Below are 23517 nucleotides of genomic sequence, written 5' to 3'. Positions count from 1 at the left end.
CGATGACTTACCGGAATTCGGCAAGGGCTCACCGGGACGCGCCGGAGCGGTCAGGAAATCCCGAATTCCTTGCCGAGCAGATCGAATACTTCGTCGTCCGTGGCCGATTCCAGATCGCTGCCGCTCGTGCCAGGGATTTCCTGGTCCGGTGACTTGCCGGATTCCCCGGCAATCAGCAGCACTTCCTGGAGCTTCGCCAGGATCCGGTCGCGAGCTTCGCTCGCTGCCAACTTCGTGACCAATTCTTGTTCGACGTTGTCCAAGTCGGCAAGTAGGGAATCCACTAGGGCCGGTTCGGCGGCCCCCGCCACCTCTGTAAACACATGACGGGCCAGGAGTGCCGGTGTCGGATGGTCGAAGATCAGGGTCGCGGGGAGCCGCAGCCTGGTGGTCCGGTTCAGCCGGTTGCGCAGTTCGACGGCCGTGAGGGAGTCGAAGCCCAGGTCCTGGAAGGCGTGTTCCGGCCGGACCGTGCGGTCCGACGCGTGCCCCAGGACCGCGGCCACCTCGGCCCGCACCAGATCCAGCACGGTCTTCTCCCCCTCGCCCTCGGGCAGCTCCGCCAGGCGCTCGGCGAGCGAGGGCCCATGGGCGGCAGCGGAGGAGCCGGCGGAGGTGGCGGCCGGTACGGCCCTTCGACCCACCGGGGCCGGTGCCAGGGCGCGCAGCACCGGCGGCGCCTCACCGCCGCGCAGGGCGCCGGTGTCGAGACGGACCGGGGCGAGCACCGCCGCGTCCGAGGCCAGCGCCGCGTCGAACAGCCGCAGCCCCTCCCCCGTCGGCAGCGGCAACACCCCGCTGCGCGCCATCCGCGCCCGGTCGGCCGCGGCGAGACCGTCCGTCATCGCGCCGGACTGCTCCCACACCCCCCACGCCAGCGAGGTGGCGGGCAGTCCCGCCCTGCGCCGGTGGGCCGAGAAGGCGTCGAGGAAGGAGTTCGCCGCCGCGTAACCCGCCTGGCCGGCGCTGCCGATCAGACCGGCGACGGACGAGAACACCACGAAGGCGGCCAGCCCCAAGTCCCGAGTGCACTCGTGCAGATTCAGCACGGCGTCCACCTTGGGCCGGAAGACCTCCCTCATCCGCTCCGGGGTGACCGAGCCGATCACCCCGTCGTCCAGCACGCCCGCGGTGTGCACGACGGCCGACAGCGCATGCCCGGCCAGCCCGTCCAGCATCGCGGCGACGGCCTCCCGGTCCGCGAGGTCGCAGGCAGCCCAGGTGACCTCGGCACCCAACGCGATGAGTTCGGCCGCCAGTTCGGCGGCGCCCGGCGCGTCCGCGCCCCGGCGGCTCGCCAGCAGCAGCCGCCGTACCTTGTGCTCGGACACCAGATGCCGTGCGACGAGCCCACCCAGCGCCCCGGAGGCACCGGTCACGAGCACCGGGCCGGCCGCGAGATCCGGCGCGTCGCCGAGCGCCCCAGTGGTCCTCACGAGACGCGGCACGCGCACTTCCCCCTCGCGGACGGCGAACTGCGTTTCCCCGGCGGCGAGTACGGCGGGCAGTACCCGCACCACGTCGTCGGTGTCCTCGGCCTCCGCCAGCACAAAGCGGTCCGGGTTCTCCGACTGCGCGGACCGCACCAGCCCCCACACCGCCGCATGCGCCAGATCATTCGGACGCGTCACCAGCACCAGACGCCCCGCACGTTCCCGCGCCGACCACGACTGCACCAGTGCCAGAATCTCGCTCGCGAGGGCGTGCACGCGGTCGGCGGTCGGGGTGCCGGGCGTTTCCGGGCACGGTACGACCGTGACGGGCTCGGTCCCGCTCACGCTACCGGTCTCGGTTTCGACTTCGCGTTCGGTTTCGGCTTCGGTTTCGGGAAGGGCGGCGGAGAAGGCGGCCAGGTCCGGGTAGACCCGTACTTCGAGGGGGGCGTCACCCTCCACAAGGGCGACGGGCTGCCACGCCAGGCCGAACAGCGAGTCGTCGGCCCGCCCACCAAAATCACCGGCCGCGAGCAGCTGCTCGCGGGACACCGGCCGCAGCGACAGCGAACCGACCGTGGCGACCAGGCCACCCGAGGCGTCGGCCACGGTCAGGGACACCGCGTCCGTGCCCGTACGGGAGACCTTGACCCGCAGCGCCGCAGCGCCCGTGGCCCGCACCCCCACCTCGGACCAGGCGAAGGGCAGCAGCGGCCCGTCTGTCACGGGGACCAGGCCGCCCGCACCGATCGCGTGCAACGCCGCGTCCAGCAGCGCCGGATGAACGGCGAACGCGTCCGCCTCCATGTCCTCCGGGAGGGCGACCTCGGCGAGGACGTCGTCCCCGGCCCGCCACACGGAGCGCAGCCCCCGGAAGGCCGGACCATAGCTCAGGCCGAGCCCGTCCAGGCCCTCGTAGAACCCGCTCAGGTCGACGGGCTCCGCAGATGCAGGCGGCCACGCTCCGAGGTCCACGCCGTGCGGCGGGTCGGGCAGTTCGTCCGTCAGGTAGCCGACGGCATGCCGTACCCATGGCGCGTCGTCCGGGGCGTCGTCCGGTCGCGAGTGCACGCTCAGCGCGCGCCGGCCGGACTCCTCCTCGGGCCCGACCCACACCTGTACGGCGACACCGCCGTGGTCCGGGACGATCAGCGGTGCTTCCAGCGTCAGATCCTCGACCTGCGCGCAACCGGCCTCGTCGCCCGCGCGCACCGCCAGCTCCACGAGCGCGGTACCCGGCAACAGCACCCTGCCCATCACCATGTGGTCGGCGAGCCAGGGGTGCGTCCTGAGCGACAGCCGCCCGGTGACCAGGAACCCACCGGCGCCGGGCAGCGCGACCACCGCACCGGCCAACGGGTGCTCCGCCGCGCCCAGTCCGAGCCCGGCGGCAGCGGCCGCACCGCTGAACTCCTCCGGCGCCTCCAGCCAGTAACGCTCGTACTGGAAGGCGTAGGTCGGCAGATCGACCCGCCGGGCACCCGGGAACACCGCCCGCCAGTCCGGGGACACACCGTGCACGTGCAGCTCGGCGAGCGCGGTGACGACGGCCCGCGGCTCGGGACGGTCCGCCCGTACGACGGGGACGGTCACGATGTCGTCCACACAGCCCTGGGCAAGAGCACTGAGCACCCCGCCCGGACCGATCTCCACGAAAGTCGTCACGCCCAGCTCGTGCAAGGTCCGCACACCGTCCGCGAAACGAACCGCCTCGCGCACGTGCCGTACCCAGTACTCCGGCGTGTACGGCTCGGCCAGACGGCCCGTGAGGTTCGAAACGACCGGAATCCTCGGCTCGTTGAAGACCAACCCGCCGACGACCTCGCCGAACTCCTCCAACATCGGCTCCATCAAAGGCGAATGGAACGCATGGCTCACCTTCAGCCGGGACGTCTTACGACCCTTTCCCCGGAAGACCTCACCGACCGCGACCGCCGCGTCCTCCACGCCCGAAACCACCAACGACTGCGGGCCGTTGATCGCCGCGATACCCACTCCATCGGTCAGATACGGCAACACCTCGTCCTCAGTCGCCTGTACGGCGACCATCGCACCGCCACCCGGCAACGCCTGCATCAGACGCGCACGCGCCGACACCAACCGCGCCGCATCCTCAAGGGACAGCACACCCGCCACGTGAGCAGCCGCGATCTCCCCCACCGAATGCCCGGCCACGTAATCCGGCCGCACACCCCACGACTCCAGCAGCCGGAACAACGCCACCTCGACCGCGAACAGCGCAGGCTGCGTCGAACCCGTCTGATCCAACTCCTCCGAATCCACGACCACAGGCGCATCCAGAAGCGCACACACCCCGTCGAACGCCGCGGCGAACACGGGGAACGACTCGTACAACTCACGCCCCATGCCAAGCCGTTGCGAGCCCTGCCCCGAGAACAAGAAGCCGACCTTGCCTCCGCTGCCCGGTTCGCCCGTGACGATCCGGTTGGACGCGGCGCCCGCGGTGAACGCACGTAGTCCGTCGAGGAGTTCGTCGCGGTTCTCCCCCACCACGGCAGCCCGGTACTCCATGGCCGAGCGCGTGGTGGCGAGGGAGAAGGCGAGATCGGCCGGCCGTAGGTCCGTGGTCGAGGCCAGGGACAGCAGGCGCTCCGCCTGGGCCCGCAGTGCCGTGTCGCTCTTCGCGGACAGCACCAACGGTACGACCGTGTCGGGTTCCGGCTCGGGAACCGGCTCCGACGGGTCCGGGGTCTGTTCCACGATCACGTGGGCGTTGGTGCCGCTGATGCCGAAGGAGGACACCGCAGCCCTGCGCGGCCCGTCATGGGCAGGCCACTCCACGGCCTCGGTCAGCAGCCGGACGTCACCCGCCGACCAGTCCACGTGCGGCGTCGGCTCATCCACATGCAGCGTCTGCGGCAGCACACCGTGCCGCATCGCCATGACCATCTTGATCACGCCACCGACACCCGCAGCAGCCTGCGCATGCCCGATGTTCGACTTCAACGAGCCCAGCCACAACGGCCGGTCCCCAGACCGCTCCTGACCATAGGTCGCGATCAACGCCTGGGCCTCGATCGGGTCGCCCAACCGCGTCCCCGTACCGTGCGCCTCCACCGCGTCCACCTGGTCCGAGGACACACCCGCATTCGCCAACGCCTGCCGGATCACCCGCTGCTGCGAAGGACCGTTCGGCGCCGTCAGACCATTCGACGCACCATCCTGATTCACCGCCGTACCCCGGACAACCGCCAACACCTGATGCCCGTTACGACGAGCATCCGACAACCGCTCCACGAGCAGCATGCCCGCACCCTCAGCCCAACCCGTGCCATCCGCACCGGCCGAGAACGCCCTGCACCGACCGTCCGCCGACAGACCACGCTGCCGACTGAACTCCACGAACGTCGAAGGAGTAGCCATCACGGTGACACCGCCGACAAGGGCCATCGAGCACTCACCGCTGCGCAGCGCCTGGGCCGCCAGATGCAGGGCCACCAGGGACGACGAGCACGCCGTGTCGACCGTGACCGCGGGCCCTTCAAGGCCGAAGGTGTACGAGACCCGGCCTGAGGCGATGCTGCCCGCGCTGCCGCTGCCCAGGTAGGCGTCCATGCCCTCCCCCGGCGTCTTCACGCGGGCGCCGTAGTCGTGGTACATCACCCCCGCGAACACACCGGTCCTGCTCCCCCGCACCGTCGCCGGGTCGATCCCGGCCCGCTCGAACGCCTCCCACGAGGTCTCCAGGAGCAACCGCTGCTGCGGGTCCATCGCCAGCGCCTCACGCGGCGAGATACCGAAGAAAGCCGGGTCGAACTCGGCGGCCTCGTGGAGGAAGCCACCGTGGCGCACGTAGGACTTGCCGGAGCGGTCGGGGTCCGGGTCGTAGAGGTTCTCGACGTCCCAGCCGCGGTCCTCGGGGAAGCCCGAGATCGCGTCGCCGCCGGAGGCGACGAGGCGCCAAAGGTCTTCGGGCGACCGCACATCGCCGGGGAACCGGCAGGCCATTCCGACGATCGCGATCGGCTCGTCCGTGCCGCCGGTCACCGCGGCCACCGCGGCCTCGGGCCGTTCCTGGACACCCAGTGTCTCGGCCAGCAGGAAGCGGGAGAGCGCGAGGGGCGTGGGGTGGTCGAAGACCAGGGTCGCGGGGAGCCGCAGCCCGGTCGCCGCGTTCAGCCGGTTGCGGAGTTCCACCGAGGTGAGCGAGTCGAAACCGGCGTCCTGGAAGGCGTGTTCCGGCTGTACGGCCTGGGCCGAGGAGTGCCCGAGCACGGCGGCTACCTCACCGCGCACCAGGTCCAGCACGACCTGCTCGCGCTCGGCCGCCGGCAACCCGGCGAGCCGCTCACCCAGCGCGCCCTTCGGTGCGCTCCGCGCCGTACGCCGGGCGGCGCCCCGTATGGGTCCGCGCAGCCCGCGCAGGACCGGCGGCACCGTGCCCTGGAGACCGCGCAGGTCCAGCCGCAGGGGGGCGACGGTGGCCCGGTCCAGGGCCAGCGCCGCGTCGAAGAGCCGCAGTCCTTCGTCAACGGCTATCGGGGCCAGGCCCACCCGCTTGAGCCGGGTGAGATCCGCCTGGTCGAGCCGGTCCGCCATGCCGCCGCCTTGCTCCCACAAACCCCATGCGAGTGAGGTGGCGGGGAGTCCCCGGGCGCGGCGGGATTCGGCGAAGGCGTCGAGGAAGGTGTTAGCCGCCGCGTAGTTGGCCTGTCCCGCGCTGCCCAGGATGCCGGACACGGAGGAGAACATGACGAACGCCGCCAACTCACCTGTCAATTCATGGAGGTTGAGCACGGCATCGACCTTGGGCCGCAGCACCTTCTCCATGCGCTCGGGGGTCAGCGAGGCGATCACTCCGTCGTCGAGGACACCCGCCGTGTGCACCACGGCCGTCACCGGTGTGCCGGACAGCACCTCGGCGAGAGCGTCCCGATCGGCCGCGTCGCAGGCCGCCCAGGTCACCTCCGCGCCCCACGCGGTCAGTTCGGCCTCCAGCTCGACCGCGCCGGGTGCCTCCGCGCCACGGCGGCTGAGCAGCAGCAGGCTCCGTACGCCGTGCTCGGCGACCAGGTGCCGGGCGACAAGCCCGCCCAGCGCCCCCGACGCACCGGTCAGCAGCACGGGGCCGGCGCCGAAGTCCGGTGTGCGGATGGCTGTTCCGGTGGCCGTTTCTGTGGCCGCTCCGGTGGCCTTGGCCAGACGCGGGACGAAGACCTCCCCGCCCCGAATCGCGAACTGCGGCTCGTCGGAGGCGAGTAGAGCGGGCAGTACCCGCACCACCTCATCGGTGTTCTCGGCCTCCGCCAGCACGAACCGGTCGGGGTTCTCCGACTGCGCGGACCGCACCAGCCCCCACACCGCCGCATGCGCCAGATCACCCGGACGCGTCACCAGCACCAGACGCCCCGCACGCTCCTGCGCCAACCACCACTGCACCAGCGCCAGAACGTCATCGGTGACGCTGTGCACCCGATCGGTCTCCGCGCCGGATCCCGCCGGGCACGGCACGACAACGGCCTCCGGTGTCCCCACCGACTCCCGCAGCGCGTCGAAGTCCACGAACGTCTCGATCGCCGACGCCTCGGTGGCGGAGGGGAGAGACAGCGGGGTCCACTCCATCCCGAACAGTTGCTCGCCACCACCGGCATCGCGCAGTTGCTCCGTCGAGACCGTCCGCAGCGCCAACGACTCGACCGAGGCGACCGGTTCACCCGCGCCGTCGGCCACGGCAAGGCTGATCGAGCCGGTGGCCGTTCGCGACAGCTTCACCCGGACCATCGCCGCACCAGCCGCGTGCACGAACACGCCGGACCAGGCGAACGGCAGCGTGGGGCCATCGTCCAATGACACCAGTCCACCGGCGGCCAGTGCGTGCAGAGCGGCGTCCAGCAGCGCCGGGTGCAGGGCGAACGCCGTCGCCTCGGCGGCCGACTCCTCCGGCAGCTCGACCTCGGCGTAGACATCGTCCCCGCCGCACCACACCGAGCGCAGGCCCTGGAAGAGCGGGCCGTAGTCCAGGCCCACGGCGGCCAGGTCCTCGTAGAACGCGGTCAGGTCGACGGCCTCCGCGCCCGCCGGCGGCCAGGCGCCGACATCCACGGCAAAGGGCGCCGCCGCCGAGGACAGCACGCCCGTCGCGTGCCGCAGCCATGGACCGTCACCGGTCCGCGAGTGCACGCTCAGCTGCCGACGGCCCGACTCGTCCTCGGTCCCGGCAGCCACCTGAAGGGTGACGCCACCGCTCTCGGGCACGATCAGGGGAAGCTCAAGGGTGAGGTCCTCGATCCATCCGCACCCCGCCTCGTCGCCCGCACGGATCGCCAGGTCCACGAACGCGGTGCCGGGCAGCAGCACGGTCCCGTGTACGGCGTGGTTGGCGAGCCACGGGTGGGTTTCGAGGGAGAGCAGACCGGTGAGCAGGACGCCGTCGCTGTCGGCCGTCACGATCGCGGCACCCAGCAGCGGATGATCCGCCGCCCCCAGACCGGCGGCCCGCACATCACCGGACACCCGGGGAACGTCGAGCCAGAAGCGCTCACGCTGGAAGGCGTAGGTGGGCAGATCGATACGGCGGGCGCCGGGGAGAAGGGCCTGCCAGTCGATCGGGACGCCGTACGTGTGCAGCGATCCCAGCGCGGCAGTGATCGCGTACGGCTCCGGGCGGTCGGCGCGCAGGGCGGGCACGGTGACGATGTCGTCCACACAGCCCTGGGCAAGGGCACTCAGCACCCCGCCCGGACCGATCTCCACGAACGTCCCGACACCCAGCTCGTGCAAGGTCCGCACACCGTCCGCGAAGCGAACCGCCTCGCGCACGTGCCGTACCCAGTACTCCGGGGTGTACGGCTCGGCCAGACGGCCCGTGAGGTTCGAAACGACCGGAATCCGCGCCTCATTGAAGACCAACCCGCCGACGACCTCGCCGAACTCCTCCAACATCGGATCCATCAAAGGCGAATGGAAGGCGTGGCTGACCTTCAGCCGGGACGTCTTACGACCCCGACCGGCGAACAGCTCGGCGACCGCGAGGACCGCGTCCTCAGCACCGGAAATCACCACCGAGCGGGGGCCGTTGATTGCCGCGATACCCACGCCATCGGTCAGATACGGCGATACCTCGTCCTCGGTGGCCTGTACGGCGACCATCGCACCGCCACCCGGCAACGCCTGCATCAGACGCGCACGCGCCGACACCAACTTCGCCGCGTCCTCAAGGGACAGCACACCCGCCACATGAGCAGCCGCGATCTCACCGACCGAGTGACCGGCCACGTAATCCGGCCGCACACCCCACGACTCCAGCAACCGGAACAACGCCACCTCGATGGCGAGCAACGCCGGCTGCGTCGCACCCGTCTGATCCAACTCCACCGAATCCACGACCACAGGCGCAGCGAGAACCGCACACACCTCGTCGTAAGCGGCGGCGAACACGGGATACGTGTCGTACAGCTCACGCCCCATGCCGAGCCGTTGCGACCCCTGCCCCGAGAACAGGAACCCGACCTTGCCCCCGACCGCACCTCCCACCGAAGCCGCGCCGGAAGCGAGTGCCTCCAACTCTCGTCGCAGCTCGGCGAGATTCGCGCCCACGACAGCCGCACGGCGTTCCAGCACCGCACGCGATGTGGCCAGCGAGTACGCCACGTCCTCCGGCCTCAGTTCGGTGCCCTCGGTGCTCTCGACGCCCTCAGTGTCGAGGAAGGACAGCAGCCGGGACGCCTGCTCCCGCAGTGCGGTGTCACTCTTCGCGGACAGCACCCACGGTACGACCGCACCCGACGCCGGAGCCAGGGTCTCTCCTGCCACGCCGGGCGCCTGCTCGACGATCACGTGGGCGTTGGTGCCGCTCACGCCGAAGGAGGACACCGCAGCCCTGCGCGGCCCGTCATGGGCAGGCCACTCCACAGCCTCGGTCAGCAGCCGGACGTCACCCGCCGACCAGTCCACGTGCGGCGTCGGCTCATCCACATGCAGCGTCTGCGGCAGCACGCCGTGCCGCATCGCCATGACCATCTTGATCACGCCACCGACACCCGCAGCAGCCTGCGCATGCCCGATGTTCGACTTCAACGAGCCCAGCCACAACGGCCGGTCCCCAGACCGCTCCTGACCATAGGTCGCGATCAACGCCTGGGCCTCGATCGGATCGCCCAACCGCGTCCCCGTACCGTGCGCCTCCACCGCGTCCACCTGGTCCGAGGACACACCCGCATTCGCCAACGCCTGCCGGATCACCCGCTGCTGCGAAGGACCGTTCGGCGCCGTCAGACCATTCGACGCACCATCCTGATTCACCGCCGTACCCCGGACAACCGCCAACACCTGATGCCCGCTACGACGAGCATCCGACAACCGCTCCACGAGCAGCATGCCCGCACCCTCAGCCCAACCCGTGCCATCCGCACCGGCCGAGAACGCCCTGCACCGACCGTCCGCCGACAGACCACGCTGCCGACTGAACTCCACGAACGTCGAAGGAGTAGCCATGACGGTGACACCGCCGACAAGGGCCATCGAGCACTCACCGCTGCGCAGCGCCTGGGCCGCCAGATGCAGGGCAACCAGGGACGACGAGCACGCGGTGTCGACCGTGACCGCAGGGCCCTCAAGGCCGAACGTGTAGGAGACGCGCCCTGAAGCGACGCTGCCCGCGCTGCCGTTGACGAGGTAGCCTTCCAGCCCTGCCGGCGAGGTGTGCACGCGGCCGCCGTAGTCGTGGTACATCACCCCCGCGAACACACCGGTCCTGCTCCCCCGCACCGTCGCCGGGTCGATCCCGGCCCGCTCGAACGCCTCCCACGAGGTCTCCAGGAGCAACCGCTGCTGCGGGTCCATCGCCAGCGCCTCACGCGGCGAGATACCGAAGAACTCGGCGTCGAAGTCCGCCGCGTCGCGCAGGAATCCACCCTCGCGGGTGTAACTGGTGCCCCACTGGTCGGGGTTCGGGTCGTACAGCTTGGCCACGTCCCAGCCGCGGTCCTCGGGGAAGCCCGACACGGCGTCGCGACCGGAGCGGACCAGCTGCCACAGGTCTTCGGGTGACCGCACATCGCCGGGATAGCGGCAGGCCATGCCCACGATCGCGATCGGGTCGTCGCCCGCCGTGCCGGACGCCGGCCGGGTCGCCGGCGCGGTTGCCGCCGCCGCGTCGGATCCCGCGGCCTCGGCGGTGAGGAAGCGGGCGAGGGTCAGCGGGTTCGGGTAGTCGAAGATCAGGGTGGCGGGCAGCCGCATGCCGACGGCCGAGTTGAGCCGGTTGCGCAGTTCGACGGCGGTCAGCGAGTCGAACCCGATGTCCTTGAAGGCGTCGTCCGCGCCGACCGATCGGGCACCGGAGTGTCCGAGCACGGCCGCGACCTCACCGCGCACCAGGTCCAGCACCACCTGCTCCCGCTCGGCCACCGGCAGCCCTGCCAGCCGCTGCCCCAGCGAGCTCTTCGGCGCGGTCCGCGCCGTACGCCGTACCGGTGTGACCCGTACCAGTCCGCGCAGGACCGAGGGCACGGGCTGTCCCTGTCCGTCGCGGGACTGGCCCTGTCCGTCGCGGAAGGCGGACGTGTCGAGGCGGATCGGGGCGACGGCCGCCCGGTCGGTGGCCAGTGCCGTGTCGAACATGCGCAGACCGTCCGCCGACGGGATCGGGGCGAGGCCCATGCGCTTGATGCGGGTGAGATCGGTGTGGTCGAGGCCGCCGGTCATGGCGCTCTCGCTGTCCTGCGCCCACAGACCCCAGGCCAGCGAGGTGGCGCGCAGGCCGAGGGCTCGGCGGTGCTCGGCGAGGGCGTCGAGGAACGTGTTGGCGGCGGCGTAGTTGCCCTGTCCCGGCGTGCCGAGGGTGCCCGCCACCGAGGAGAAGAGTACGAACGCGGTCAGCTCGCCGCACAGTTCGGCCGCGAGGTCGTGCAGGTTCAGCGCGGCGTCCACCTTGGGGCGGAACACGGCGTCCAGCCGGTCGGGTGTCAGCGATCCGATGATTCCGTCGTCCAGGACGCCGGCGGTATGCACGATCGCGGACAGGTTCTGTCCCGGGCCGGTCAGGAGTGCGCGGAGGGCGTCGCGGTCGGCCACGTCGCACGCGGCCCAGGTGACGTCGGCGCCCCGCGCGGTCAGGTCGGCGGTGAGTTCGGCCGCGCCAGGCGCGTCCCCGCCCCGGCGGCTGACGAGCAGCAGGCTGCGTACGCCCTGCTCGGCGACCAGATGCCGGGCGAACAGCACGCCCAGGCCGCCGGACGCACCGGTCAGCAGGACGGTGCCGGTGCCCAGGGCGGGGGCCGACGGCTCGGCGTCCGGCATGGCGACGCGGGCCAGCCTCGGCACCCGGATCTCGCCGTCCGCGCGCACCAGGGCCTGCGGCTCGCCCGACGCGAGCAGGCCGGGCAGCGCGTGGGCAAGGTGGGCAGGACCGGGCAGGACCTGGGCAGGAGCGGTGTGGTCGGCGCCGCTGTCAGTGACGGCCTCAGTCGAGGTCTCGACCAGCACGATGCGGTCCGGGTCCTCGGTCTGCGCCGAACGCACCAGTCCACGGACCGCCGCCTGAGCGAGGTCTCCGGTACGGGTCACCAGCACCAGGCGCGCCGGGCGCTCCTCGGCCAGCCACCACTGGAGCAACTCCAGTACGGCGTATGTGACTTCACGAACCCGGGTGGCCAGGTCCGTGGCGGTTCCGGTCGGGCAGGGCACGATCACGGCGTCGGCGGAGGCTTCGGCCTTCCCTTCGGCCTCCGCTCCGGTTGCCGTTACGGCCGGTGAGTGGGCGTTCCGAAGGGCGGCGAGATCCTCGTACGGCTCGATCCTGATGCCATCCGGCGCGGACGGCAGGGCGATCGGTGTCCACTCCAGGCCGAAGACCGCGTCGTCGCTGCCTGATCCGGCGCGCAGCTGCTCGGCGGGCACCGGACGCAGCGTCAGCGAGCCGATCCGTGCGACCGGCTCACCGGTGCCGTCGGCCAGTAGCAGGGACACCGTGGAGGTGCCGGCGCGCGAGACCTTCACGCGCAGGGCGGAGGCACCGGCGGCCGCCAGTCGCACCCCGCTCCAGGCGAACGGGAGCAGCCCGTGCCCGGTTCCGGCGTCTGGCTCCACCGCGCCGAGCCAGACGGTGTGCAGGGCGGCGTCGAACAGCGCGGGGTGCAGGCCGTACGCGCCCGCGTCCATGCCGTCCGCACCGGGCAGCTCCACCTCGGCGAAGAAGTCGTCCCCGGCACGCCAAGCGGCGCGCAGCCCCTGGAAGACGGGGCCGTAGTCGAGTGCCATACCGGCGAGGCGGTCGTAGAACCCGTCGACGTCGATCGGCTCGGCACCCGACGGCGGCCACGCGGCGAGTGAGTCGTCCACGCGCTCTTCGGTGGCGACGGTCAGCGAGCCGGAGGCGTGCCGTACCCAGGCCCGCGCGGGGTCGTCCTGGCGGGCGGGCGCGTCTCCGTCGTCGGTCCGCGAGTGCACGGTCAGCGACCTGCGGCCGATGCCGTCGTCGGCGCCGACCCGCACCTGGAGGGCGACGCCGCCGCGCTCGGGCATGAGCAGCGGTGTTTCGAGCGTCAGCTCTTCCAGCAGGTCGCAGCCCACGGCGTCGGCGGCGGTGACGGCCAGCTCCACGAACGCGGTGCCGGGCAGCAGCGCGACCCCGCTGACGGCGTGGTCCATCAGCCACGGATGCGTGTGTGCCGAGAGCCGACCGGTGAGAAGGTGTCCGTCGCCGTCGGCCAGCGGCACCGCGGCGCCGAGGAGCGGATGACCGGCCGCGCCCTGGCCCACCGCGCTCAAGTCGCCGGTGGGTGCGGGGGCGTTGAGCCAGTAGCGCTCGCGCTGGAACGCGTAGGTGGGCAGGTCGACAGGCCGGGCACCCGGGAAGAAGGCTTCCCAGTCCACCTCGACGCCAGTGACGTGCAGTTGGGCGTAGGCGGTGGTGAGCGCCTGGGCTTCGGGGCGGTCGGCTCGCAGTACGGGGACGGTGATGATGTCGTCCACACAGCCCTGCGCCATGCCGCTGAGGACACCACCGGGGCCGATCTCCACGAACGTCCCGACACCCAGCTCGTGCAAGGTCCGCACACCGTCCGCGAAACGAACCGCCTCGCGCACGTGCCGAACCCAGTACTCCGGCGTGTACGGCTCGGCCAGACGGCCCGTGAGGTTCGAAACGACCGGAATCCGCGATTCGTTGAAGACCAACCCGCCGACGACCTCGCCGAACTCCTCCAACATCGGCTCCATCAAAGGCGAATGGAACGCATGGCTCACCTTCAGCCGGGACGTCTTACGACCCTTTCCCCGGAAGACCTCACCGACCGCGACCGCCGCGTCCTCCACGCCCGAAACCACCAACGACTGCGGGCCGTTGATCGCCGCGATACCCACGCCGTCGGTCAGATACGGCAACACCTCGCCCTCGGTCGCCTGTACGGCGACCATCGCACCGCCACCCGGCAACGCCTGCATCAGACGCGCACGCGCCGACACCAACTTCGCCGCGTCCTCTAGGGACAGCACACCCGCCACATGAGCAGCCGCGATCTCACCGACCGAGTGACCGGCCACGTAATCCGGCCGCACACCCCACGACTCCAACAACCGGAACAACGCCACCTCGACCGCGAACAACGCGGGCTGCGTCGAACCCGTCTGATCCAACTCCACCGAATCCACGACCACAGGCGCATCCAGAACCGCACACACCTCGTCGAAGGCGGCGGTGAACACGGGATACGCCTCGTACAACTCCCGCCCCATGCCGCGCCGTTGCGAGCCCTGGCCCGAGAACAGGAACCCGACCTTGCCCGTCGCGTGGGCGCGCCCGGTGATGACGTTCGCCGCCGGTTCGCCCGCCGCGAGGGCCGCGAGGGCCGTGCGTAGTTCGGCCGGGTCGGTGCCGATCACGGCGGCGCGGTGCTCCAGTGCCGACCGGGTCGTGGCCGTCGAGAATCCGGTGTCGACCGGCGACACGTCGTCGGTCGCGAAGGTCAGCAGGCGCTCCGCCTGGGCGCGCAGTGCCGCTTCGGTCTTCGCCGACAGCACCCAGGGCACGGGCACCGGGCGGTGTTCCCTGGCCGGCTCGGCCGCGGTCGTGGCGGGCGCTTCTTCGAGGATCGTGTGCGCGTTGGTGCCGCCGATGCCGAAGGAGGAGACCGCGGCCCGGCGCGGCCCGGCGGTTCCGGGCCAGGGCACCGGTTCGGTGAGCAGTCGTACGGTGCCTGCCGACCAGTCGACGTGCCCGGTCGGCTCGTCCACATGGAGGGTCCGCGGCAGCGTGCCGTGCCGCAGCGCCAGCACCATCTTGATCACACCGGCGACACCGGCGGCGGCCTGTGTGTGACCGATGTTGGACTTGACCGAGCCCAGCCACACCGGCCGGTCGGCGGAGTGCTCGCGGCCGTATGTGGCGAGGAGCGCCTGCGCCTCGATCGGGTCGCCGAGCTTCGTCCCCGTACCGTGCGCCTCCACGGCGTCCACATCGGCCGGGGTGAGCCCGGCGGACGCCAGCGCCTGCCGGATCACCCGCTGCTGCGAGGGCCCGTTCGGCGCCGTCAGACCGTTCGACGCACCGTCCTGGTTGACAGCGCTCCCCCGGACGACGGCCAGCACCTGGTGGCCGTTGCGGCGGGCGTCGGAGAGCCGTTCCACCAGCAGCAGGCCGACGCCTTCGCCCCAGCCGGTGCCGTCGGCACCGGCGGCGAACGCCTTGCACCGGCCGTCGGGGGCCAGTCCGCGCTGCCGGCTGAACTCCACGAACAGGTCCGGCGTGGTCATCACGGTGACGCCCCCGACCAGAGCCATGGAACACTCGCCGCTCCGCAGCGCCTGGGCCGCGAGATGCAGCGCGACCAGGGACGACGAGCACGCCGTGTCCACGGTGACCGCCGGGCCCTCAAGTCCGAACGTGTAGGAGATGCGTCCGGAGACGACCGAGGCCGCCTTGCCGGTGAGGGCGTACCCTTCGATCTCCTCGGGCGCGTTGCGCAGGCCGTTGGCGTAGTCCTGGCCGTTGGTGCCGATGAACACACCGGTGCTGCTGGCACGGACGGACGCGGGGGCGATCCCGGCGCGCTCGAAGACCTCCCACGCGGTCTCCAGCAGCAGCCGCTGCTGCGGGTCCATGGCCAGGGCCTCGCGCGGCGAGATCCCGAACAGACCGGCGTCGAAACAGTCGGCGCCCTCGATGAAGCCACCCTCACGGGTGTATGTCGTACCGGGCCGTTCGGGGTCGGGGTCGTAGATCGCGTCGAGGTCCCAGCCGCGGTCGGCGGGAAAGCCGGACATCGCGTCCCGGCCGGAGCTGAGCAGCTCCCACAGGTCCTCCGGCGTCCGGACACCTCCGGGGAAGCGGCAGCTCATGCTGACGATCGCGAGCGGTTCGTCGGCCGCGACGGCGGTCACCGCGTGCGGGACGGCTGTGTCCGGGCCGTGTCCGCCGAGGAGTTCCTCGCTCAGATGGCGGGCGAGGGCGGTCGGGGTCGGGTGGTCGAAGACCAGGGTGGCGGGCAGGGCGAGACCGGTGGCCGTGCTCAGCCGGTGGCGCAGTTCGACGGCGGTGAGCGAGTCGAAGCCGGTCTCGCGGAACGTACGGTCCGCCTCGAAGGCGCCCTTGCCCGTGTGGCCGAGCACCATGGCGGCCCGCTCGCGCACCAGGTCCAGCAGGATGCGCACCCGGTCTCCGGGCGTGGCGTCGAGAAGGCGCCGGACCAGCGCGGACGCGGGCACCTCGGTGCTCCTGGCGGCCCGGGCGCGGGCTTCGAGGGCTTTGCGGGCCTCGGGTACGCCGTGCAGCAGCGGGCAGGGACGCGGTCCTGCGAAGGCCGGGACGAAGCGGTCCCAGTCCACGTCCGCGACGGTCACGGAGGTCTCGCCGCCGGTCAGCGCGGCATGCAGTGCGGAGATCGCGGGGAGCGCCGCGATCGGGCGTACGCCGCGCCGCCGCAGGTGGTCACCGGCGGCGCCGTCGGCCATGCCGCCGTCCGCCCAGGGGCCCCAGGCGACGGCCAGCGCGGGCAGTCCCTGGGACCGGCGCTGTTCGGCGAGGGCGTCGAGGAAGGCGTTCGCGGCACCGTAGGCGCCCTGGCCGCCGTTGCCCCAGACACCTGTCATCGAGGAGAAGAGCACGAAGGCGTCGAGATCCTCGCGGTCCCGGGTCAGCTCGTGCAGATGGAGTGCCGCGTCCGCCTTGGGGCGCAGTACGCCGTCGAGGCGGTCGGGGGTGAGCGAGTCGATCAGGCCGTCGTCCAGTACGCCCGCCGTGTGCACCACGGCGTTCACGGTGTGCCGGGCTAACAGTTCGGCGAGGGCGTCGCGGTCGGCGGCATCGCACGCGGCGACGGTGACCCGAGCGCCCAACTCCTCCAGGTCCGAGGTGAGTTCGGCGGCACCCGGGGCCTCGGGTCCTCGGCGGCTGATCAGCACCAGGTGCTCGGCCCCGGCACCGGCGAGCCAGCGGGCCACATGGCCGCCCAGAGCGCCCGTACCGCCGGTCACGAGCACGGTGCCGCGCGGCGACCAGGCCGTGTCCGCCGGTGCCGCGTTCCGCGCCGCGCGCACGAGGCGTCGTACCGACACACCGGAGGCGCGTACGGCGAGCTGGTCCTCGTCGCTCTGGTCCAGCAGGCCGGCCAGGCGTGCCAGCGCGCGGGGGTCCGGTTCGGCGGGCAGGTCGACGAGGCCGCCCCAGAGCTGCGGCTGTTCCAGGGCGACGATCCTGCCCAGGCCCCAGAGCCGTGCGGCGGCGGGGTCGGTCAGCGGGTCCGCCGGGCCGGTCGACACCGCGCCGCTGGTCAGGCACCACAGCGGGACCTCGATCCCGGCGTCGCCGAGGGCCTGCACGAGCAGCACGAGCCGTTGGAGGGCGTCCGTCCCCGTGTCCGTCGGTGCCGCGTCCGCCGGTGCCGGTGCCGCCGCGAACAGGACGCCGTCGGCCCGCTCAAGCTCCGCCTCGGCCAGGGATCGGGCGAGCGCGTCGCGGTCGGTGTCCTCGGCCATGGTGAACGGTACGAGTGTCAGGCCGAGTTCCGTGAGCCCCGCGCGCATCGCCTCGGTCCACGCGGTCTCCTCGGGGACCACGTACAACCAGGTCCCCGGCGAAGCGGCTCCGACCGGGTCGGCGAGCGGCTGCCAGGTGATCCGGTAGCGCCGGCCGTCGGCGACGGACTGCTCGCGCCGCTGCCGACGCCAGGCGGACAACTTGGGTGCGACCACGTCCAGTTCCGTGGGCTCCAGCCCCAGGAGCGCCCCGAGCGACGCCGGGTCCTCGCGCTCGACGGAGTCCCAGAACTCGGCGTCCGACGCCTCCGGGAGGCTCCCGGTCGCCGTCCGGGGTACGTCGAGCCAGTAGCGCTCGCGCTGGAAGGCGTAGGTGGGCAGGTCGACCCGCCGGGCGTCCGGGAAGAAGACACGCCAGTCAACTGGCGTACCGCTGATGTGCAGTTCGGCGAGCGCGGCGACGACGGCCCGCGGTTCGGGGCGGTCGGCTCGCAGTACGGGGACGGTGACGATGTCGTCCGCACAGCCTTGGGCCATGCCGCTGAGGACACCACCGGGACCGATCTCCACGAACGTCCCGACACCCAGCTCGTGCAAGGTCCGCACACCGTCCGCGAAACGAACCGCCTCGCGCACGTGCCGAACCCAGTACTCCGGCGTGTACGGCTCGGCCAGACGGCCCGTGAGGTTCGAAACGACCGGAATCCTCGGCTCGTTGAAGACCAACCCGCCGACGACCTCGCCGAACTCCTCCAACATCGGCTCCATCAAAGGCGAATGGAACGCATGGCTCACCTTCAGCCGGGACGTCTTACGACCCCGACCGGCGAACAGCTCCGCAACCGCCAGGACCGCGTCCTCAACACCGGAAATCACCACCGACCGGGGGCCGTTGATCGCCGCGATGCCCACCCCGGCGGTCAGATGCGGCAACACCTCGCCCTCGGTCGCCTCTACGGCGACCATCGCACCGCCACCCGGCAACACCTGCATCAACGCGGCGCGCGCCGACACCAACCGCGCCGCATCCTCAAGCGACAGCACACCCGCCACATGCGCGGCCGCGATCTCCCCAACCGAATGCCCGGCCACGTAATCCGGCCGCACACCCCACGACTCCAACAACCGGAACAACGCCACCTCAACCGCGAACAGAGCAGGCTGGGTCACGCCCGTCTGATGCAGTGTCTCCGCCTCGACGTCGACCTCGATGCCGAGGAGCGCACAGACCTCGTCGTACGCCGCGGCGAACACCGGGTAGGACGCGTACAGCTCGCGGCCCATCCCCAACCGCTGGGAGCCCTGCCCCGAGAACAGGAACGCGACCTTGCCGCCGACGGCACCGCCCACCGGAGCGGCGCCGGAGACGATCGTCTCCAACCCGTTACGGAGTTCCCCGAGTTCCGCCCCCACGACCGACGCACGGCGCTCCAGCGCCGCGCGGGACGTCGCCAGGGAGAACGCCACGTCCTCCGTGCGGACGCCCGCGCCTTCGCCGTCCAGGTAGGACAGCAGCCGGGCCGCCTGCTCCCGGAGCGCCGTGTCGTCCTTCGCCGACAGCAGCCACGGTACGACCGCGCCCGAGCCCGGAGCCGGGGGTTCCTCGGGCGTGCCGGGGGCCTGCTCGACGATGAGGTGCGCGTTGGTGCCGCTGATGCCGAAGGAGGACACCGCCGCCCGGCGCGGCGGGCCGCCCGCGGGCCACTCCACCGCCTCGGTCAGCAGGCGTACATCGCTCGCCGACCAGTCCACGTGCGGGGTCGGCTCGTCCACGTGCAGCGTGCGCGGCAGGAGGCCGTGGCGCATCGCCATGACCATCTTGATCACACCGGCGACACCGGCGGCGGCCTGCGTGTGACCGATGTTCGACTTGAGCGAGCCGAGCCACAACGGCCGGTCCTGCGAACGCCCTCGGCCGTAGGTGGCGATGAGGGATTCCGCCTCGATCGGGTCGCCGAGCCTCGTCCCCGTACCGTGTGCCTCCACGGCGTCGACGTCGGCGGGCGTGAGTCCGGCGGCCGCCAGGGCCTGGCGGATGACGCGCTGCTGGGAGGGACCGTTGGGTGCCGTGAGTCCGTTGGACGCGCCGTCCTGGTTGACGGCGCTGCCCCGGATGACGGCGAGCACCTGGTGGCCGTTGCGGCGGGCGTCGGAGAGCCGCTCCACCAGGAGCATGCCGACGCCCTCGGCCCAGCCCGTGCCGTCCGCGGCGGCCGCGAACGCCTTGCACCGGCCGTCCGCGGACAGGCCGCCCTGGCGGCTGAACTCCACGAACATGCCGGGTGTGGACATCACCGTGACGCCGCCGGCCAGTGCCATCGTGCACTCGCCGCCGCGCAGTGACTGGACGGCCAGGTGCAGGGCGACCAGGGACGAGGAGCAGGCCGTGTCCACGGTGACGGCGGGGCCTTCGAGGCCGAAGGAGTAGGCCACGCGCCCCGAGGCGACACTCGTGGTCGTGCCGGTCAGCAGGTAGCCGCCGGCTTCGTCGACGGGCTCGTGCAGCCGGGGGCCGTAGTCCTGTGCCGTCGCGCCGATGAACACCCCCGCCCGGCTGCCGCGCAGGGTGGCCGGGTCGACTCCGGCCCGTTCGATGGCCTCCCAGGCGGTCTCCAGGACCAGCCGCTGCTGGGGGTCGATCGCGGCGGCCTCGCGCGGGCTGATGCCGAAGAAGGCGGCGTCGAAGTCCGCCGCCCCGCGCAGGAAGCCGCCGTACCGTGTCGAGGACTTGCCGGGGGTGCCGGGCTCCGGGTCCCAGAGCGCCTCGACGTCCCAGCCGCGGTCCGTAGGGAACCCGGAGACGGCGTCGCCCCCGGAGGCGAGCAGCCGCCACAGGTCCTCGGGGGAGCTGATGCCGCCGGGCAGTCGGCAGCTCATGGCCACGATGGCGATGGGCTCGTCGGGGTCGGCGGCCGTCGTGGGCGTACGGCCCCTGGTGTCCTCGGCGCCCAGGGAGCGGGTGGCGAGGTGGCGGGCGAGTGCGGCCGGGGTGGGGTGGTCGAACAGCAGTCCGCTGGGCAGGCGCAGGCCGGTGGCGGCGCCGAGCTGATCGCGCAGTTCCACCGAGCTGAGCGAGTCGAAGCCGAGGTCCTTGAAGGTCCACTCGCTCTCGACCTGGCGGGCCTCGGCGTGGCCGAGAACGGCGGCGACATGGGCGCGGACCAGGTCGAGCGCGGCCTCTTTGCGTGCGGACTCCGGCAGTTCGGCGAGCCGTCGGCCGAGGGCGCCGAGCGGCGCGGTCTCGGTTTCGGCAACGGTGTCGGGCTGCGGGTCTGCCGGGGCCTGGCCTGTGGTGGGCGGGGCGGCGAGGGCGGTGGTGGCGCCGTCCAGCCAGTACCGCTGCCGTTCGAACGCGTAGGTGGGGAGCGTGACCTTGCGGTGTGTGCCTCGTCCGCCGCCGAACAGGGCGTCCCAGTCCGGTTCCAGGCCGTGGACGTGCAGTGCGGCGACGGCCGTGAGCAGGGCGGGGGTCTCGGGGCGGCGGGCGCGCAGGGCGGGGACGAACAGGGAGTCGCCGTCGGCCCCCGCGCGGGCCATGGAGGTGAGGACGCCACCGGGGCCGAGTTCGAGGTAGGTGCGTACACCCTGCTCGTCGAGGCGGGCGACACCGTCGGCGAAGCGGACCGCCTCGCGTACATGGCGGACCCAGTACGCGGCGTCGCACCCCTCGTACGCCGGGAGCTTCGCGGCGAGTCGGCCCGTCACGTTGGACACGATCGGGATGCGCGGGGCGTGGAAGGTCAGGCTCTCGGCCACCTCGCGGAACTCCGCCAGCATGGGTTCCATGTGCGGGGAGTGGAAGGCGTGGCTGACCCGCAGTCGGCTGGTCTTGCGGCCGAGGGCGGCGAAGGCGTCGGCGATCCCGGTGGCGAGGTCCTCGTCGCCGGAGACGACGACGGAGTCGGGGCCGTTCAGCGCGGCGATGCTGACGCGGTCGGTGTGCGCGCCGATACGGTCGCGGACCTCGTCCTCGGTGGCCTGGACAGCGATCATGGCGCCACCGGCGGGCAGCGCCTGCATCAGACGGCCGCGGGCGGCCACGAGGGTGCAGGCGTCGGCGAGCGAGAGGACACCGGCCACGTGCGCGGCGGCGAGTTCGCCGATGGAGTGGCCCATGAGCACGTCGGGGGTGACGCCCCAGCTCTCCAGCGTCCGGAACAGGGCGACTTCGAGGGCGAACAGCGAGGTCTGGGTGTAGAGGGTGCGGTCGAGTTCCGCCGCGTCCCCGGTGCCTTCGGCGGCGAACACGATCTCGCGCAGGGGCCTCGGCAGCAGGGGGTCGAGGTGGGCGCACACGTCGTCCAGCGCGGTGGCGAACGCCGGTACGGTCTCCGCCAGTTCGCGGCCCATGCCGGCACGCTGGCTGCCCTGGCCCGAGAAGAGGAAGGCGAGTTCGCCGCGGGGTGCCGTACGGCCCGTGGTCAGGGCCGTGTCGACGCCGTCCGTGGACAGCGCGCGCAGGGCACGCAGGAAGTCCTCGCGGTTCTCACCGACGACGACGGCCCGGTGTTCGAAGGCGGTACGGCCGGTGGCCAGCGACCGGCCGACATCGGGCAGGGCGAGTGCGGGGTGCGCCTCGGTGTGGGCCAGCAGGGCGGCGGCCTGGCCGCGCAGCGCCGACGCGGTCCTGGCGGACAGCGGCCAGCAGGTCGCGGCCGTACCCGTACCCGGCTCCCCCGCCCTTGACTCTCCCGTGTCCGCGTCTCCCGAGGCCGCTCCCGTGCCGTTCTGCGCGTCCGGGGCCGCCGTCTCCCGGTGTTCCGCCAGCACGATGTGGCAGTTGGTGCCGCCCATGCCGAACGAGCTGACCCCGGCGAACAGCGGGCGGCCGTCCTCGGCGGCCCAGGCGCTGTGCTCGGTCTGCACGCGCAGGTTCAGCCGGTCCAGCGGGATCGCCGGGTTCGGTGTCTCGAAGTTGAGGCTGGCGGGCAGTTCGCGGTGGTGCAGGGCGAGGGCCGCCTTGAGCAGGCCGGTGATGCCGGCGGCGCCCTCCAGGTGGCCGACGTTGGTCTTGGCCGAGCCCACCCGCAGCGGGTCGCCGGGCGCGCGTCCCGTGCCCAGCACCGCGCCGAGCGCGGCCGCCTCGACGGGGTCGCCGACCTTGGTGCCGGTGCCGTGCAACTCGACGTAGCCGATGTGCGCGGGGTCGACACCGGCGCGCTCGCAGGCGAGCCTGAGCACCTGTTCCTGCCCGGAACGCAGGGGCACGGTCAGTCCCTCGCCGCCGCCGTCGTTGTTGACGGCGCTGCCGCGGATCACGCAGTAGACGGGGTCGTCGTCCGCGACGGCCCGGGCGAGGGGTTTGAGGACGACGATGCCGCCGCCCTCGCCGCGGACGTAGCCGTTGGCGCGGGCGTCGAAGGTGAAGCAGCGGCCGTCGGGTGACAGTCCCCCGAACTTGGCGGCGCCCAGGGTGCTTTCGGGCACGAGATTGAGACTGACGCCACCGGCGAGGGCCACCGTCGACTCGCCCTTGCGCAGGCTCTCGCAGGCCAGGTGGACCGAGACCAGGGACGAGGACTGGCCGGAGTCCACGGTCAGGCTGGGGCCGTGCAGTCCGAGGAAGTACGAGACCCGGTTGGCGATGATGCTGCGATGCAGACCGGTGACGGTGTGCGGCGAGATGGCCGTGAGCCCGGAGCGGTGGTGCAGGGTCGCGTAGTCGTCCCAGATGGCGCCGACGAACACCCCGGTGCGGGTGGAGCGCAGTGTCCCGGGACGTACGTGCGCGTCCTCCAGCGCCTCCCAGGCCAGCTCCAGGACCAGCCGCTGCTGCGGGTCCATCGCGGCGGCCTCCTTGGGGGAGAGCCCGAAGAACCCGGCGTCGAAGTGGCCGACACGGTCGAGGAACCCGCCCCGGCGGATGTCGGTCCGCCCGGGCTCGGACGGGTCGGCGTCGGCCACCGCGGCCCCGTCCCACCGGTCCGGGGGTACGTCGGTGATCGCGTCCGTGCCCTCGCTGAGCAGCCGCCAGAAGGCACCCGGGTCCGCGGCGCCCGGCAGCCGGCACGCCAGACCGATGACGGCTATGTCACCGGCCGAGTCCGCCGAAGCCGAACCGGCCCGATTCCCCGTCCCGTTGCGCTCGGACTCGACCATTTGCACTCCACCCGCCCACACAGAGAACGAAAAGGCACCGCACCATGGCGGC

1 protein-coding gene is annotated in these 23517 nt (G+C 72.1%); it reads right to left on the bottom strand.

The window, feature by feature from the left end:
• Nucleotides 1–50: 50 nt before the first annotated feature.
• The gene (locus tag HEP81_RS37555) at nt 51–23465 is read right to left on the bottom strand and encodes a type I polyketide synthase (RefSeq protein WP_190276072.1); all 23415 of its coding nucleotides are present in this window, start codon (nt 23463–23465) and stop codon (nt 51–53) included.
• Between the last annotated feature and the right edge of the window lie 52 nt (nt 23466–23517).

This window comes from Streptomyces griseofuscus (assembly GCF_014673495.1).
Lineage (GTDB): Bacteria > Actinomycetota > Actinomycetes > Streptomycetales > Streptomycetaceae > Streptomyces > Streptomyces murinus.
This window is presented reverse-complemented; position numbering and strand designations above follow the sequence as displayed.

Bases quoted from the DNA above. Each gene is read 5' to 3' on its own strand.
- HEP81_RS37555 (WP_190276072.1), bottom strand. From the start codon at position 23,465: ATGGTCGAGTCCGAGCGCAACGGGACGGGGAATCGGGCCGGTTCGGCT.